Below are 16,471 nucleotides of genomic sequence, written 5' to 3'. Positions count from 1 at the left end.
GCTGATGCGGATCAAACAACCGCCGCCCGGCGAGCCACAACCGTTGGTTGACCCTGCTTAGGCTGGCCCGGTGGACACCGAGGCAGTGCGATCGTTCGTCCGGGCGGCGGAGCTCGGGCAGTTGCAGCACGCGGCCGACGAGCTGGGCGTGACCCAGCAGGCGGTCTCGAAGCGGATCGCCGCGCTGGAGCGCGAGCTGGGCGTCCGCCTGTTCACCCGCACCGCCCGCGGTGTGGAGCTGACCGCGGACGGCCAGGCGTTCCTCCCGCACGCGCGAGGGGTCGTCGCGGGCGTGGACCGTGGCATCGCCGCCGTCCGGCCGGGCTCCCGTGCCCTGCGGATCGACGTCCTCGGCCTGCGCAGCGCACAGGCCGTCGTCCTGCACGACTACTGGCGATCACACCCCGGCACCGAACTGGACGTGGTGACGCTGCGGGTCGACGACCCCCGCGTGGCGGCGGCCGCCGTGCGGTCCGGCGAGGTGGACGCCTCGTTCCGCACCCTCCCCGATCCGGCCGCGCTGCCCGCCGACGTGCGCATGATCCACGTCTTCGACTCCGCGCTGGAACTCCTCGCCGGCCCCCGGCACCCGCTGGCCGACGCCCCGTCGGTGACGCCGGAGGAGCTGCGCGGGCTCCGGATCTGGGTGCCCGGCATCGCGCCGCGCAGCGAATGGGCGGAGTTCTACGACCAGCTGGTCACGGCGTTCGGCCTGCGCATCGACGCGGCGGGACCGCACTTCGGTGACGAGGTGCTGCTCGAAGCGCTCGCCGAATCCGCCGAGGTGGCGACCCTGGTCGGCGCGCGCGACCGCTACACCTGGCCCGCCCGGTTCGGCCTGCGCCGCATCCCGGTCGTGAACCCGGTGCTCGCCTACCCGCTCTCCCTGCTGGTCCCGGCGCACCCGCACCCGGGTCTGCGGCCGGTCCTCGCCCACTTCGCGAACCTGGCGCCACTGCCCGAACCGGTGTGGCGCCCGTCCTGGATCCGTCAGGAAGTCCAGCTCAGGGTCTCGCAGTCGACGAGCGCCCAGACCGTCTTGCCGCCGTCCGCCCGCGGCCGGTAGCCCCACGACAGGGCCAGCTTGTCCACCAGCACGAGGCCCCGCCCGCGCACGGCCCTCGGGTCCCCGTCCCCCAGCACGGGCGGCGACGGGGAACCGTCGTCGACTTCCACCAGGATGCGGTTCGCGTCCCGGGACAGCCGGATCCGGCCGGTCCCGCCACCGTGGTCGTACACGTTGGTGATCAATTCGGTCGCGATCAGCTGCACCGCGACCACCCGGTCGTCGCCCAAGTCGGAAAGCTCGGCCGCCACCCACTGACGCACCCGCACCAGCGGCGGCACCGTGTGCGGCAGGTCGAGCACCAATGCGCCCATCACCGACGCGTCATCCATCCCGCTCACCCACGCCCTGTCTGCTCAAAGCGTCACGAGCGATTGTCCCCGCTCGCCGAACCGCGGCGTGTCCATGGCACACCCTCCGGGCCGGAAACGCCAGCCCTGGCCCCCGTTGTGATCACGACCATCTGGACTGCGAACCCAGGCCTACCTAATTTAGGATCGGCTTACCTAATCCGAGAGGCTTCCCCATGCGTTTCCCCCGGCCGCGTGCGCGCGGTTCCCTCCTGGCTCTCCTCCTGGGCGCGGTCCTCGTGCTCGCGGGCTGCGGCTCGTCCGCGGAGCAGAGCGCGACCGAGCCGGCGACCCCGGCGAGCGGTCAGTTCCCGGTCACCATCCCGACCGCGTTCGGCGACGTGACGATCGAGCAGCAGCCCAAACGGGTCGTCGCGCTCGGATGGGGTGACGCGGAGGTCGCGCTGACCCTCGGCGTGCAGCCGGTCGGCGCCGCGGACTGGCTGCCGATCGGCGGCGACGGCGTCGCGCCGTGGATGCCGCAGGACAAGCACTACACGACCGCGCCGACGATGCTCGGCACGCTGGAGGTCAGCGCCGAGCAGGTCGCCGCGCTCAACCCGGACCTGATCCTGGACACCCGCGCCAACGGCGACAAGGCCCGCTACGACCAGCTGTCCGCCCTCGGCGTCCCCGTGCTGAGCATCCCGGCAGGCGGCGAGGCCTACGCGACCACCTGGCAGCAGCAGCTCGACATGATCGGCAAGGCGCTCGGCCGGACCGCCGAGGCCGCGCAGGTACGCAACGACCTGGACGCCAAGTTCCAGCAGGCCGCGGACGCGCACCCGGAGTTCAAGGGCAAGACCGTCGCGGTCGGCGCGATGATGGCCACCTCCTACGGCGCCTACGTCAACGGCGGCGCGCGCATCGAGTTCATGGAGCGGCTCGGCTTCGCCCAGTCGCCCGCGGTGCAGGCCCTGGCCGGGAAGGACTTCTACATCACCGTCTCGCCGGAGCGGATGGACCTGTTCAACGCCGACCTGACGGTGATCTCGCCGATCGGCATCGACGCGAGCCAGATCGACAGCGACCCGCTGTTCCAGGCGGTGCCCTCGGTCAAGGCCGGGCACGTGGTCGTGCTGTCGGACAAGACGATCTCGCAGGCCTTCGCCAGCGCGACCCCGCTGGGCCTGAGCTACGCGATCGACAAGGTGGTGCCGATGATCACCGAAGCGCTGGCACGCTGACCCGGTGCTCCGCGAAACCACGACCGCGCTCCCCCAGCGCCGCCGGGCCCCGCTCGGCCTCGGCCTGATCCTCGGGCTGGTGGCGCTGGGGCTGGCCGTGGTGGCCAGCATGGCGGTGGGGGCCAAGGGGCTCCCGCCGTCGGCTGTCGTCGACGCCCTGCTGCACCACGACCCCGCGAACCCGGATCACGTGATCGTGTGGGAGGTCCGGATCCCGCGCACCCTGATCGGGGTGCTCGCGGGCGCCGCGCTCGGCCTGGCCGGGGCGATCATCCAGGGCGTCACCCGCAACCCGCTCGCCGATCCCGGGATCCTCGGCGTCAACGCGGGCGCGTCGCTGTGCATCGTCGCCGCCATCAGCCTGGCCGGGATCCAGTCGATGACCGGTTACGTCTGGTTCGCGTTCCTCGGCGCGGGCCTCGCGGCGGTCCTGGTCTACGGGATCGGCTCGCTCGGCCGGGACCGCGCGACCCCGTTGAAGATCGCGCTCACCGGCGCCGCGTGCGAGGCCGCGTTCCGGTCGCTGACCACCGGCATCCTGGTCACCGACAACGCCACCTACGAGCAGTTCCGGTTCTGGCAGGTGGGCGCGCTGGCCGGCCGCGATTCGTCGGTCGTGACGCAGGCCCTGCCGTTCCTGGTCGTGGGTTTCGTGCTGGCGCTGGCCTCCGCGCGCGCCCTCAACGGGCTGGCGATGGGTGACGACGTGGCCCGCGGGCTCGGGGTGCACGTGAACGCCGGCCGGGCGTTGTGCGCGCTGGCCGTGGTGATCCTGTGCGGCACCGCGACCGCGATGGCAGGCCCGATCGCCTTCGTCGGCCTGATGGTGCCGCACGCCGCGCGGCTGATCACCGGCCCGGACCACCGGTGGTTGCTGCCGTACTCGATGGTGCTGGCGCCGCTGGTCCTGCTGGCCGCCGACGTCGTCGGGCGGGTGCTCGCGCAGCCCGGCGAGCTGCAGGTCGGCATCGTGACGGCGGCGATCGGCGCGCCGGTGTTCATCGCGCTGGTGCGGCGGAAGCGGGTGCGTGGATGACCAGCGTCGTCGAGGTCCACCGCCGCACGGCTCGGCGCACCGCGGCCGTCACCGCCGTGCTGGCCGTCGCGGTGCTCGCGGTCTTCCTGCTCGCACTGTCCATCGGGGACTTCCCGATCGCCCTGCCCGACGTGGTGCGCACGCTCTTCGGCGGCGGCACCGTGCGGGACGACTACATCGTGCTGCGGCTGCGCCTGCCGCGCGCGCTCGCCGGCCTGCTGGTCGGGTTCGCGTTCGGCCTGTCCGGCGCCCTGTTCCAGCGGCTGCTGCGCAACCCGCTCGCCAGCCCGGACGTCATCGGCGTGACCGCGGGCTCGTCGCTGGCCGCGGTGCTGTGCCTGATCACCCTCGGCGTGTCCGGGCTGGTCGTGCCCGCGGCCGCGCTCACCGGCGGTCTCGCCACGTCGGTCCTGATCTACGCGCTGGCCTGGCGGCGCGGGGTCACCGGGCACCGGCTCGTGCTGGTCGGCATCGGGGTCGCCGCGCTGGCCGCGAGCGCCATGTCCTACCTGCTGACCCGCGCGGACGTGCGGATCGCCGCGCAGGCGCTGGTGTGGATCACCGGCAGCTTCAACCGCGTCGCCTGGGGCGAGGTGCGGATGGCCGCGGTGTTCCTGGTCGTGCTCGTGCCGGCCGCGTTGCTGCTCGGCCGCACGCTGACGGTGCTGGAGCTCGGCGACGACGCCGCCAAGGGGCTGGGCCTGCGGGTGGAACGGGTGCGGCTCGCGTTGCTGGCGCTGGCGGCCGCGCTGTGCGGGGTGGCGACGTCGGTCGGCGGGCCGATCGCGTTCGTGGCGTTCCTGTCCGGGCCGATCGCGACGCGCGTCCTGCGCACCGGCCGTCCCGGGCTGGTCCCGTCCGCGCTCGTCGGCGCGCTGGTCACGCTCCTCGCGGACTTCGCCGCGCAGCACCTGCTCAGCGGCGCCCACCAGCTGCCGGTGGGGGTCGTCACCGGCGCCGTCGGCGCGCCCTACCTGCTGTACCTGCTGGCCACCGCGAGCCGAGGAGCACGTTCATGACCGTCTGGCGCCCCGAGGACGCCGAAGTCGTCACCAGCGAGGCGGAACTGCGCGAGGTGGTCAGCCCGCCCGCGCCGGTGATCGCCGCGAAGGGCCTGGCCGGGATCGACGGGCTGAGCCGGAAGTTCATCGACGCCGCCACGCTGTACTTCGTCGCGACGACCGCGCCGGACGGCAGTCTCGACCTGTCCCCGCGCGGCGACCCGGCCGGCAGCGTCCTGGTCTTCGACGACAGCCGCGCGCTGGCCTTCGCCGACCGGCCCGGCAACCGGCGGCTGGACACGATGCGAAACCTGGTGCGGCACCCGCGCGTGGGGATGCTGTTCGTGGTGCCCGGCAAGGAGGACGTGCTGCGGGTCAACGGTCGCGCGACAATCGTGCGCTCGGCCCCGTTCTTCGGCGAGCTGGCCGAGGGCGGGGTGAAGCCGGCGCTGGCCGTGGTGGTCGAGGTCGAGGAGCTGTTCGTGCACTGCGCCAACGCCTTCCGCCGCTCCGGCGTGTGGGACCCGGCGACCTGGCCGGACCAGGCGGACCTGCCCACCGGCGGTCAGCTGCTGAAGAACCAGCTGGAGACGGCGAAGCTCAAGGGCTGGTGAGTGGCGCGGAGTACCAGCGCCATTCGCTGAGGCGAGCTCGTCCCGGCAGCTCGCCCCGGCCGGTCGCCCACAGCAGCGTCGGCCACGGCTCGTCCGGGGCGACGTGCGGGAAGAGCCGTCGCAGCACGGGCTCGCACAGCTCCCCCGGCGGCTCCCAGGCCAGGCCGAGCCCGGTCGCCAGGTCGTGGGTGTGCACCAGGGTCTCCACGATCCCCATCGCCGCGAACCCGGCCGGGTCAGCCTCGCCCCAGACGTGCCAGGCCCGCACGTGCGCCGGGGTGGTGCGCACCATCGCGGTCAGCAGCGCCGCGCTCGCCTCCACGACGCGCAGCAGCCCGGCCGGGCCCGCGGAGCGGTCCGCGTGCACGGCGTTCGACGGGCCGCCCGGCCGCAGCCGCTGCCACAGGTAGGGCACCTCCCCGTGGCGGGGCGGGGTGCGCGGCCCGAGCCGGACCGCGTAGCCGAAGAAGTCGTCGGAGAGGTGCTCGGCGGTTTCCCAGCAGCTCCAGTCGAGATCGCCCGCGGGAACGTCCCAGTCGGCGTCGATCGCGGTGCGCAGCGTGCCGAGCGCGAGCTGGACGGCGTCGTCGAGGTGGTCGGCGTTCATCTCACTCATGATCCCCCGAGCGGCATCCGCCAGGTGTAGCGCCGTTCCCCGTCTCCGGTGTCGAGGGTCAGCGACCCGCCGAGCTGGTCCGCGCGCCGGGCCAGCGCGGTCAGGCCCAGTTCGGCGATGCCGGCGGGCAGGACGAGCCCGCGGACCGTCAGCTCGCCGACCACGTGGGGCGGCTGGACGCCCACCGACACCGTCACCTGCGCAGTCCGGTCCCGCACCTCGCCGACCAGCACTTCGGACAGGACCGCGATCAGGTGCTGCTCGGCCCGTTCGCCGAGCACGCCGTTGAGGCGGGGGTCCAGCCGCGAGGTGGTGGCGAACCCCTGCGACTCGGCGGCGTGGTCGATGAGGTCCTGGATCCGCTCGCGGAAGGTCCGCCCGTCCGGGCGCACTCCCGCGGTGCGGAACACCGCGCTCTGCAGCTCCTGCACCACGCCGTCCAGGGCGACGACCACACCGCGCACGCGCCGCGCCGGTTCGTCCCGGATGATCAGCTCGGCCGCGGAGCTCAGCTCGAGCCCGAGCTGGAACAACCGGCTCACCACCGACCCCTGCAGGTCGCGGGCGATCCGGTCGCGGTCCTCCAGCAGCAGCAGGCGAGCGGTGTCCCGCCGCCGGTCGCCCAGTTCCAGCGCCAGCTCGGCCTGCGTGGCGAACGGCTCCAGCGGCACGATGGCCGGGCTGCCCAGCCCGCTCCGGCCCGGCGGGTTCGTGACGACCAGGACGCCACGGACCTCCTCCTCGTGGCGCAGCGGCACCGCCACCGCGACGCCGTCGCCGGTCACCCGCACGCCGGGCCTGCCGGTGCGGCGGACCTCCTCGGCCAGCGCGGCCGGGTCCACGGCGGCGTCCCCGGCCTCCGCGGCGACGGCGAACCGGTCGCCTTCCCGCAGGAGGACGCCCCCGCTCGCGGCGTCGGCGATCTCCTTGGCCCGCAACGCGATCAGCCGCAGCACCACCTCGGGTGGCGCGTCGGCGAGCATCGCGGTGGTGATGTCCGTGGCGGCGGCCAGGCGCTGGTTGGTGCGCTCCAGTTCCTTGCTGCGGGCGTAGACCTCCGCCTGCCCGGCCTGCATCTCGGCCGCGTCCTGCCGCGGCAGTCCCAGTTCGCGGAGGACCTCGGTGACCTCCTCGACGCGGTGCAGGATCATCCGGACGCTGCCGTCGTCGTCCAGGACCGGCACGTTGACCGGGCTCCAGAACCGGTGCTCGACCTCGTCCGGACGGCCGGCCACGGCCACGTCGAACTTGAGCAGCGCCATCACGTTCCGCTCGGCGGTGGCCAGCACGCGGTCCAGCGAGGCGCGCAGCGCGCGGGCGGCCTCCGGGTCGTCCGGGAAGGCCTCGAACACGTCGTGGCCCACGAGCTCGGCGCGCGGGCGCCCGGACACCTTCTCGTACGCGTCGTTGACCGCGACGATCACGAAGTCCCGGGACAGCAACGCACTCGGCGTCGCTCCCGCCCGGAACACCGCCTCGAAATCGACACGGTCCGACATCTCCACATTCCAGCTCACGCGACGCCGGGCGGGTAGGTAGCGGCGCAACCTAGATGGCTCTGCTACTTTGTCGGCGTGGATCAGGAGCGGCGGGCCCAGTGGTTGCGCGGCGTGCTGGACCCGTGCGTGCTGGCGCTGGTCGAGCGGCGCGAGTCCTACGGGTACGAGCTGGCGCAGGCGCTGGACGCGGCCGGGCTCGGCCCGATCCAGGGCGGCACGCTGTACCCGGTGCTGCTGCGGTTGCAGCGGACCGGGCTGCTCACCGCGAGCTGGCGGGAGGGTTCGGCCGGTCCCGCGCGCAAGTACTACCGGATCACCGCCGCCGGCGCCGAGAAGCTGCGTCTGACCAGGGCCGACTGGCGCGAGTTCACCGCCGGCGTCGCCGCGGTGCTGGGGGAAGGAGCGACGCGATGAACGTCGACAACTGGCTGACGGCGCTGGCCGGGGAGCTGCACCGGCACGGTGTCAGCCCGGACGTGGGCCGCAACGTGGTCGCCGAGGCGGCCACGCACCTGCGCGACAGCGGCGAGCACCCGCTGCGGGTGTTCGGCCCGCCCGCAGCCTACGCGGCGGCGGTCGTGGACAGCGTCGGCCGTGCGCCGCGCCGGGGCGGGCGGGTGCTGCTGGAAGCCGTGGGGATCACGAAGAAGTACGGCAAGCGGGTCGTGCTGTCCGATGTGGACCTGACGGTGCGGTCCGGGCAGATCGCGGCGGTGGTGGGCGCCAACGGCTGCGGCAAGAGCACGTTCCTGCGGATCTGTGCGGGCATGGCGGGCGCGGACGGCGGCGAGGTGCGGGTGCACGGCTCGCTGGGCTACTGCCCGCAGGCCGGTGGCACGGCGGACTTCCTGACGCCGGACGAGCACTTCGTGCTGATCGGCGCGGGCCGCGGCCTGACGCGGGAGGAGGCGCGCTCGTCCGGCCGGTCGCGCGCGGCGGTGCTCGACTGGCAGGCCGAGCCGGCGCAGGCACGGCACCTGTCCGGCGGGACGCGGCAGAAGCTGAACCTGGTGCTGGCCGGTCTGGGCGATCCGGACGTGCTGCTGCTGGACGAGCCGTACCAGGGGTTCGACCGCGGGACCTACCTCGACTTCTGGGAGCAGGCGTGGCGGTGGCGCGACGCCGGGAAGGCCGTCGTCGTGGTCACGCACCTGCTCAACCAGGCCGACCGGGTCGACCTGGTGCTCGACCTGACCGGGAGGAACCGATGACCAGGTTCGCCACCGTGGCGGAGATGGCGCTGCGCGAGATGCTGCGGCGCCGGTCGGTGCTCGTCATCCTGGCGGTGCTGCCGCTGGCGTTCTACCTCAGCAGGCGGGGCGACCACCTGGGCCAGTCCGTGCGGTTCGTGTGCCTCGGGCTGGGGTGGGCGCTGAGCACGGCGGCGTTGTTCGCGGGGAGCGCGGCGCGGGAGATCGAGCCGCGCCTGCGGTTGTCCGGGTACCGCAGCCACCACCTGTACGTCGGGCGGCTGGCGGCGCTGTGGGCGGTCGGGGTCGCGCTGGCCGTGCCGTACTTCCTGTTGATCCTGGTGGACCAGGACGGCGTGCGGCACGGGCCGGTGGCGCTGATGATGGCGATCATGGTGGTCGTCTCGGCGCCCTTCGGGCTCGCCCTGAGTGCCATCCTGCCCCGCGAACTCGAGGGGACGCTGGTGCTGCTGGTGGTGGTCGGGCTGCAGATGATGACCGACCCGGGCAGCGCACTGGCGCGCGTGCTGCCGTTCTGGTTCAGCAGGGAGATCGGCACGTACGCGATCGACGGCGTGGACAGCGGGTACCTGGTGCGCGGGGTGCTGCACGGGGTGGTGTGCGCGGTGGTGCTGCTGGCCGGGGTGGCGGTGGCGTCATCCCTCCGCCTGCGGCAGCGGTCGCACCTGAAGTTCGTCGCACCCCGCTGATGGCCTGGGCCCGGCGTACCGTGGCCGGCCCATCCCGCGTGACGCCGGGCCGCCCGGGGCGAGCGCGGATTCGGCCATCCGGCTCCTGCCGGTGACGGCGCTCGTGCGGTTCCGCGACGAGCGACCGGAGGTGCCGGGGCCCGGACCGCCCGGGCCACCGACGGTTCGCCGCGCAACCTGCCCGCGCCCACTCATCCCGCCCGACGCCCGGGCCACCCGGCCCACTCCTCACCTTCATCCCGGCCCCGCCCACGAAGTGGCCTGACCACCTCGCCGGTCAACCCCTCGGCGCCCCGCCCACCCCGCGCGACGCCCGGACCGCCGACGTTCGCCACGTAATCCGCCCACCACCCGCCCACCCCGCCCGACCCCGCAACCGCCGACGTTCGCCCCGTAATCCGCCCACCACCCGCCCACCCCGCCCGACGCCGCAACCGCCGACGTTCGCCCCGTAATCCGCCCACCGCCCGCCCACCCCGCCCGACGCCCGTGAACCCTGGTCCCCACTCGGCCCGCTCCCCCTCCGCCACCGGCGTCCGCGGAGAGGACTGAACCACCTCGCCGCTCGGCCCCACGAAAGTTGTGGTCCGAACGGAGTCACTTCTTCCTGTTCGCGACCTTCCAGTGGCCAGTTCGCGACAGACATCTTCCTACCGTGCGCAGAAGTGGTTAGTTTCCCAGAGCATCAGTAGCCCGCTGCTGGGAGGGCAGAGATCAATGTCGATCCGACCCCGAATCACGCTGCCGGCCGGTCTCCGGGCGGACGTGAAGTGACCGCGACGCTCGACCAACCCCTCAGAGTCCTCACCGGCGAGGAGCTGGCCGTCCTCGCCCTGCTCGCCGACGGCCTGCCGATCGACGCGGTCGCGCGGCGGCTCAACCTGTCCAAACGCACGGTGCAGCGCCGGATCAGGCGGATCTGCGACCGGCTGGACGTGCACGCCCCGATCCAGGCCGTGGTCTGGGCCGCGCGGCACAAGCTCATCTGAACCCGAGCGCGGGGAAAACCCGCGCAGTCCGAGCGAGGGATGGTATGCGCTACCGACGTGTCCACGAACCGAACCGGTCCAGACGCCGGTTCCGCCGGGTGCTGGCCCAGTTGTGCGGGCTGGTCCTGCTCACCGCCGTGCCAGTGCTGCCCGCACTCGCGGCGCCGGCACCCGCGCCGCAGCAACAGCAACAGGCCCCCGACCCCATCCGGGTCCTGGTCTTCCACGGCCCGTCCGACCGCCAGGCCGACCCCGTGAACACGGCCGCCGCGGCCGTCCAGGAACTCGGCCGCACCGGCGGGTTCCAGGCCGACGTGGCCGCCGACCCCGCCGTCTTCACCCCGGCCAACCTGGCCCGTTACCGCGGGATCGTGTTCCTGTCCGCCAACTCCGTCACGCTCAGCGCCGCGCAGGAGGACGCGCTCAAGGCGTTCGTCGCGGCGGGCAACGGGTTCGTCGGCGTCCACGACGCCGCCCGCGCGCAGTCCACATCGGACTGGTTCACCGGCCTGATCGGCACCCGGCCCGCCACCAGCCCCGATTCGGTGCAGCAGGCCGTGGTCGACGTGACCGACCGGCAGCACCCCGCGAACGCCGGCCTCCCGCTGAACTGGACCCGCTCCGACCAGTGGCTGAACTGGAGCCCGAACCCGGTCGGCCAGGTGCACACGATCGCGCAGGTCGAGGAGTGGAAGTACCAGCCGGGCCAGGGCAGCAACGGCGCGTTCCACCCGGTGTCCTGGTGCCGCGACTACGACGGCGGCCGCTCCTTCTACACCGGCATGGGCCGCACCGTCGAGAGCTGGACCACCGACCAGCTCTTCCGCGGCCACCTGCTCGGCGCGATCCGCTGGACCACCGGCATGGTGCGCGGCGACTGCAAGGCCACGATCGCCTCGAACTACACCGTGGAGCGGCTCACCAAGCCGAACCAGCCCGGCCAGCTCGACCAGATCGGCGAACCGCACGGCCTGACCATCGCCCCCGACGGCAAGGTGTTCTACATCGGCAAGGCCGCCTGCCCGTCCGGTCCGATCGTGGACTGGAACGACTCGAACGTCGGCCTCGGCTGCGGCACCATCCACCAGTGGGACCCGAAGACCAAGCAGGTCAAGCTGCTCACCACGCTGCCCGTGATGGGCAACCGCGGCAGCGGTGACGAACTGGTCAAGAACGAGGAAGGCCTCGTCGGCATGACGCTCGACCCGGACTTCGCCCGCAACGGCTGGTTCTACGTCTACTGGATGCCGCACGAGTCCATCGACCGGGAGAAGCGGATCGGCCAGCGCACGGTGTCCCGCTTCACCTACGACGCCGCGCGGCAGACCATCGACCAGGCCACCCGCAAGGACCTGCTGCACTGGCCTGCCCAGATCCACAGCTGCTGCCACGCCGGCGGCGGCATGGCCTTCGACGAGGCGGGCAACCTCTACATCGGCGTCGGCGACAACAACTCCTCCGGCGGCTCCGACGGCTACTCCGGCAACAACTGGACCGCCGAGTACCAGGGCGTCTCGTTCCAGGACGCGCGCCGCACCTCGGGCAACACCAACGACCTCAACGGCAAGATCCTGCGCATCCACCCGGAGCCGGACGGCACCTACACGATCCCGCAGGGCAACCTGTTCACCGGCGCCGAGGAGGGCGGCGGCAAGACCCGGCCGGAGATCTACGTGATGGGCGTGCGCAACATCGCCCGCCTGGCGATCGACCGGCAGCACGACTGGCTCACCGCGGGCTGGGTCGGCCCGGACGCCGGCGCCCCGAACCCCGAACTGGGCCCGGCCAAGTACGAGACGGCCACCGTCATCACCTCGGCGGGCAACCAGGGCTGGCCGTACTGCATGGGCAACCGGCAGCCCTACCGCGACCGCAGCAACACCGACGCCAGTGTGCTCACCGGCTGGTACGACTGCGACAACCTGAAGAACACCTCGCCGCGCAACACCGGCCTGGTGGACATCCCGCCCGCGCGGGACAACGCGATCTGGTACTCGCCGCAGGGCGGCGGGCCGGTCTACCCGGCGCGCGCGGACGGCAGCGGCATCCCGTCCTATGTGGAGTCGGAGGCGACCTACACCGAGCCCTACCTCAAGGGCGGCGGGCAGGCCGTGATGTCCGGCCCGACCTACCACCGCGCCGAGGTGAACACCGCCAGCGGCGTCGCGTGGCCGGCGTACTGGGAGGACAAGTGGTTCATCGGTGACGAGTCCAACGGCAACAACCGCATCGCGGTGACGCTGGACCCGGCGCGCGTGCCGACTCAGGGCGCGCCCGCGTTCGCCGAGGACCTGCGGCAGATCATCAAGGGCGGCGGTGGCGACACCGGCCTGCAGAGCTGGATGGACGCCAAGTTCGGCCCGGACGGCGCGCTGTACCTGCTGGATTACGCGGGCGGCTTCTTCAGCCTCGACCCGAACCAGAAGCTGCTGCGCATCACCTACCACGGCGGCGCGGCGACCCCGGCTCCGGAGTCGGCGACCGTCGGGACCACCACCCAGGCCGGCCCGATGACCATGGCGTTCAACAGCGCCAAGGCCGGCGGCGTCGCGTGGCGCTGGGACTTCGGGGACGGCACCACCTCCACCGAGGCCAACCCCCAGCACACCTACCTGCGCGGCGGCACCTACTACGCGACGCTGGAGGTCACCTACGCCGACGGGACGAAGGCCACCGCGAACCTACCGGTGACCGTCAGCTGCCCGGCGCCGGACGCCCGGCAGAAGGTGTGGTTCCTGGACAACGAAACCGCGGTGCCCAACCGCAACATCGGCCTCGGCTGCACGATCAACGACCTGGTCGATGACGAGCGGCCGTGGGCGAGCCACGACGCGTTCACCACGTACGCCACCGACGTGGTCACGAAGCTGCGTGGCTTCGGGCTGCTGTCCGACAAGGAGGCCAACCAGCTGATCCGGGCCGCCTCGGCGTCCCAGGTGGGCCGGTCCACCGCCTACGAGTGGCTCTTCGACGGCACCTCGATGAACGGCTGGACCCAGGCGCCGGACGGCCGGTTCGACCTGCAACCCGACGGCACCCTGCACAGCGCCGGTGGCATGGGCATGCTGTGGTACTCCGGCAAGGCGTTCGGCGACTTCTCGGTGCGGCTGCAGTTCCGCGACGTGGCGCCGGCCGGTGACCGGGCCAACAGCGGCGTGTTCACCCGGTTCCCCGACGTGCGGACCCCGCTGGAGCAACGCCCGCCGGGCAGCTGCGGCACGGTCGGCTCGGCGCGGACGTCGCAGGCGTGGGTCGCGATCTACTGTGGACAGGAGATCCAGATCAACGACAACACCGCGGGGGATGCGCAGAAGACCGGTTCGGTCTACAACTTCTCCCAGGTGGGGCTGGACCGGGCGATGCCGACGCCGAAGGGCGTGTGGAACGACTACGAGGTGCGGGTGACCGGCCAGCACTACACGATCATCCGCAACGGCGTGGTGATCAACGAGTTCGACAACACGCCGGGCAAGCAGTCCTCGCGCACCGGTGACCCGCCGACCGATCTGCGGCAGTTCTTCAGCGGGTTCATCGGGCTGCAGAACCACAGCGACCGCGACGTGATCGAGTTCCGCAACATCCGGGTGCGGCAGCTCTAGCAATCCCGATCCCCGGTGGCGCCGCCGCGGCGGCGCCACCGGGCTCCACCCTGCGAGGAATCCCATGAGAATTCTGCGTGGCGCGCTGGTGGCCGCGACGGCGGGACTGTGCCTGCTCACCGGCACGACCACCGCCGCGATCGCCGAGCCAGTGCCGATCACCGCGGCGGCGGAACAGGTGCTGACCTGGACCGCCGACGACAGCCTGACCGAGTACGCCTCGGCGCCTGCGACGGCGGTCGCGGGCGCGGCGACCATCGTGTTCGAGAACAGCACCGAGACCGGCAACACCACCGGCATGACCCACACGCTGACCTTCGACACCTCGACGCCGGGCTACAACCACGACGTCGACCTCAACATCACCGCCAGCCCCCTGGACGCCGAGCACGGGCTGCACCAGGCGCAGGTGACCCTCACGCCGGGCAAGTACCGCTACTACTGCGCGATGCCCGGGCACACGATGAGCGGCGAGCTGATCGTCACCGAGAGCGGCGAGCAGGACACCACGCCACCGGAGGTGACCGCGACCGTCGACGGCACCACCGACCCCGACGGCAACTACGTCGGCACCGCCACCCTCACCCTGACCGCGACGGACGACAGCTCCGGCGTCGGCACCGTCGAGTACACGCTCGACGACGACACCTACCGCCCCTACACCGGCCCGGTCACCATCACCGCGCCGGGCGCGCACACCGTGCACTACCGCGCCACCGACAAGGCGGGCAACGCCAGCGACCCCAAGACGCTGGTGATCAACGTCGTGCAGCCGAACGAGGACACCACCGCGCCGGTGGTGAACGCCAGCGTCGCGGGCGAGCGCAACGACGCCGGGAACTACGCGGGCAGCGCGACCGTGACGCTCACCGCGACCGACGGCGAGTCCGGCGTGGCGAAGATTGAGTACACAATGGACGGCGGCGCGTACGCGACCTACAGCCAGCCGCTGGTGCTGGGCACCGGCACGCACACCCTGACCTACCGCGCCACCGACAAGGCCGGCAACACCAGCGAGCCGAAAACCCTGACGGTCAAGGTGGATCCGCTCGGCGACGTCACGGCGCCGTTCGTGACCGCCGACCTGGACGGTGAGCTGAACACCGAGGGCTCCTACGCCGGCAAGGCCACCCTCGTCCTGGCGGCCACCGACACCGAGTCCGGGATCGCCTCCATCGAATACGACCTGGACGGCGCCGGTTTCGTCCGCTACGGCCAGCCGGTGACCATCACCGCGGTCGGCACGCACATGCTGCACTACCGCGCGACCGACCGGGCCGGCAACACCAGCGCCGTGCAGATGCTGTCGTTCACCATCGCCGAAGCCGGCGACCTGACCCCGCCGGTGGTCACCGTGCAACTGGCCGGGCCGCAGAACTGGTCGTGGGACTACGTCGGCCCGGTGACGGTCACCCTGGCCGCGACCGACGAGGCCTCCGGCGTCGCGCGCATCCAGTACTCCTTGGACGGCAACGTGTTCACCCGCTACAACAAGCCGTTCGTCGTCGACCGCGTCGGCACCCACACGGTCCGCTACCGCGCCACCGACGAGGCGGGCAACACCAGCGAGATCGGCAGCGTCACGTTCACCGTCGTGTCGTCGAGCGGCCCCTCGAAGCAGGAGCGGCAGCCGAACCCGGCGTTCGAACGCATGGTGTGACTCCCCTCCACGAAAGGACCTTTCCATGGCCAAGATGACGCGGCGCGCCGTGCTCGGCACCGCGGCGGCCGGGCTGGCCGCGTCGGTGCCCGGCGTCGCGGCGGCCGCCCCGGTGCGGGCGCAGGGCACGACCCGGCGGATCACGATGTACGCCGAGAAGATCTCCGACGAGCTGTACGGCTACGGGCTCGCGCCCGGCGGGGCGACGGTGCCCGGGCCGGTGCTGGAGATGTGGGAGGGCGACACCCTCGAGATCGACCTGGTCAACACGACCGACCGGGTGCTGTCGCTGCACCCGCACGGCGTCGACTACGACGTGAACTCCGACGGCACCCTGATGAACGGGTCCGCGGTGATGCCCGGCCAGACCCGGCGCTACACCTGGCGCAGTCACGTGGGTTACCGGCGGGCGGACGGGTCGTGGGCCGAGGGCACGGCGGGCTACTGGCACTACCACGACCACGCGATGGGCACCGAGCACGGCACCGAGGGCGTGCTCAAGGGCCTGTACGGGGCGCTGGTGGTGCGGCGGCAGGGCGATCTGCTTCCGAAGCGGCAGTTCACCGTGGTGTTCAACGACATGATGATCAACAACCGGGCGCACCACGACGCGCCGACGTTCGAGGCGAACCTCGGCGAGCGGGTGGAGTGGATCGCGATCGGGCACGGCAGCAACTTCCACACCTTCCACCTGCACGGGCACCGCTGGCTGGACAACCGGACCGGCATGCGCACCAGCGAGTACGACCCGAGCCCGCTGATCGACATCAAGGACCTCAACCCCGGGGTGTCGTTCGGGTTCCAGGTGATCGCCGGTGAGGGGGTCGGGCCGGGGATGTGGATGTACCACTGCCACGTCCAGAACCACTCGGACATGGGGATGGCGGGGATGTTCCTGGTCCGCAACGCCGACGGCACGATGCCGGCCGGTGTCCACGAACACTGATTTCTGGG

General features: G+C 72.3%; 15 protein-coding genes. 12 read left to right on the top strand and 3 right to left on the bottom strand.

All coding sequences use genetic code 11. The annotated features are described in order from the left end of the window. Positions 1 to 70: 70 nt before the first annotated feature. The gene (locus AMY39116_RS0305335; protein WP_020416661.1) at positions 71 to 1,066 is read left to right on the top strand and encodes a LysR family transcriptional regulator; all 996 of its coding nucleotides are present in this window, start codon (positions 71 to 73) and stop codon (positions 1,064 to 1,066) included. On the opposite strand, the gene AMY39116_RS0305330 is transcribed toward AMY39116_RS0305335, so the two are convergent. Further along, positions 991 to 1,398: an ATP-binding protein gene (locus tag AMY39116_RS0305330; RefSeq protein ID WP_020416660.1), complete on the bottom strand. Its 408-nt coding sequence runs from the start codon at positions 1,396 to 1,398 to the stop codon at positions 991 to 993. The genes AMY39116_RS0305335 and AMY39116_RS0305330 overlap by 76 nt on opposite strands. Positions 1,399 to 1,592: 194 nt before the next feature. On the opposite strand from AMY39116_RS0305330, the gene AMY39116_RS0305325 reads away from it, so the two are divergent. Genes AMY39116_RS0305325 through AMY39116_RS0305310 form a run of 4 tightly spaced genes read left to right on the top strand, consistent with a single transcriptional unit; the run spans position 1,593 to position 5,254 of the window. Further along, entirely contained in the window at positions 1,593 to 2,603 is a 1,011-nt protein-coding gene (locus tag AMY39116_RS0305325) for an iron-siderophore ABC transporter substrate-binding protein (protein ID WP_020416659.1), read from the top strand. 4 nt (positions 2,604 to 2,607) lie between these two features. Further along, positions 2,608 to 3,639, top strand: a complete 1,032-nt coding sequence (locus AMY39116_RS0305320; protein WP_020416658.1) for an iron ABC transporter permease — start codon at positions 2,608 to 2,610, stop codon at positions 3,637 to 3,639. Beyond that, positions 3,636 to 4,658 (top strand): iron chelate uptake ABC transporter family permease subunit, encoded by a 1,023-nt coding sequence (locus tag AMY39116_RS0305315; RefSeq protein WP_020416657.1) that lies wholly within the window; start codon positions 3,636 to 3,638, stop codon positions 4,656 to 4,658. Before AMY39116_RS0305320 ends, AMY39116_RS0305315 begins: the two co-directional genes overlap by 4 nt. After that, complete coding sequence (locus AMY39116_RS0305310; RefSeq protein WP_020416656.1) at positions 4,655 to 5,254, top strand: MSMEG_1061 family FMN-dependent PPOX-type flavoprotein; 600 nt, start codon at positions 4,655 to 4,657, stop codon at positions 5,252 to 5,254. Before AMY39116_RS0305315 ends, AMY39116_RS0305310 begins: the two co-directional genes overlap by 4 nt. Here the strand turns inward: AMY39116_RS0305310 and AMY39116_RS0305305 are convergent. Together AMY39116_RS0305305 and AMY39116_RS0305300 are read right to left on the bottom strand one after the other, a co-directional pair. Further along, a complete protein-coding gene (locus AMY39116_RS0305305; protein ID WP_020416655.1) occupies positions 5,241 to 5,861 on the bottom strand; it encodes a hypothetical protein in 621 nt (206 codons plus the stop codon). The two genes, AMY39116_RS0305310 and AMY39116_RS0305305, sit on opposite strands and share 14 nt — an antisense overlap. Positions 5,862 to 5,866: 5 nt before the next feature. Then, complete coding sequence (locus AMY39116_RS0305300; protein WP_020416654.1) at positions 5,867 to 7,369, bottom strand: PAS domain-containing protein; 1,503 nt, start codon at positions 7,367 to 7,369, stop codon at positions 5,867 to 5,869. Between the two features lie 75 nt (positions 7,370 to 7,444). Between AMY39116_RS0305300 and AMY39116_RS0305295 the strand changes: the two genes are divergently transcribed. From AMY39116_RS0305295 to AMY39116_RS0305265, 7 genes are all read left to right on the top strand, one after another. Continuing rightward, complete coding sequence (locus AMY39116_RS0305295; protein WP_027931529.1) at positions 7,445 to 7,783, top strand: PadR family transcriptional regulator; 339 nt, start codon at positions 7,445 to 7,447, stop codon at positions 7,781 to 7,783. Continuing rightward, positions 7,780 to 8,580 carry an ATP-binding cassette domain-containing protein gene (locus tag AMY39116_RS0305290; RefSeq protein WP_020416652.1) on the top strand — a complete coding sequence of 267 codons (801 nt, stop codon included), beginning with the start codon at positions 7,780 to 7,782 and terminating at the stop codon, positions 8,578 to 8,580. Before AMY39116_RS0305295 ends, AMY39116_RS0305290 begins: the two co-directional genes overlap by 4 nt. Continuing rightward, positions 8,577 to 9,269 carry a hypothetical protein gene (locus AMY39116_RS0305285; RefSeq protein WP_020416651.1) on the top strand — a complete coding sequence of 231 codons (693 nt, stop codon included), beginning with the start codon at positions 8,577 to 8,579 and terminating at the stop codon, positions 9,267 to 9,269. The genes AMY39116_RS0305290 and AMY39116_RS0305285 overlap by 4 nt, the downstream gene beginning before the upstream one ends. Before the next feature lie 770 nt (positions 9,270 to 10,039). After that, a complete protein-coding gene (locus AMY39116_RS0305280; protein ID WP_017981277.1) occupies positions 10,040 to 10,258 on the top strand; it encodes a response regulator transcription factor in 219 nt (72 codons plus the stop codon). A 44-nt stretch (positions 10,259 to 10,302) separates the two neighbouring features. Next, a complete protein-coding gene (locus AMY39116_RS0305275; RefSeq protein ID WP_020416650.1) occupies positions 10,303 to 13,857 on the top strand; it encodes a ThuA domain-containing protein in 3,555 nt (1,184 codons plus the stop codon). Between the two features lie 88 nt (positions 13,858 to 13,945). Then, on the top strand, positions 13,946 to 15,517 hold the full coding sequence (locus AMY39116_RS0305270) for a chitobiase/beta-hexosaminidase C-terminal domain-containing protein (RefSeq protein WP_020416649.1): 1,572 nt from the start codon (positions 13,946 to 13,948) through the stop codon (positions 15,515 to 15,517). 25 nt (positions 15,518 to 15,542) lie between these two features. Beyond that, a complete protein-coding gene (locus AMY39116_RS0305265) occupies positions 15,543 to 16,463 on the top strand; it encodes a multicopper oxidase domain-containing protein (RefSeq protein ID WP_020416648.1) in 921 nt (306 codons plus the stop codon). Positions 16,464 to 16,471 lie beyond the last annotated feature (8 nt).

It is taken from the genome of Amycolatopsis sp. ATCC 39116, assembly GCF_000231075.2.
GTDB lineage: Bacteria > Actinomycetota > Actinomycetes > Mycobacteriales > Pseudonocardiaceae > Amycolatopsis_E > Amycolatopsis_E tucumanensis.
The sequence above is the reverse complement of the archived record's forward strand: the minus strand, read 5'-3'. Positions and strand labels throughout refer to the sequence as shown.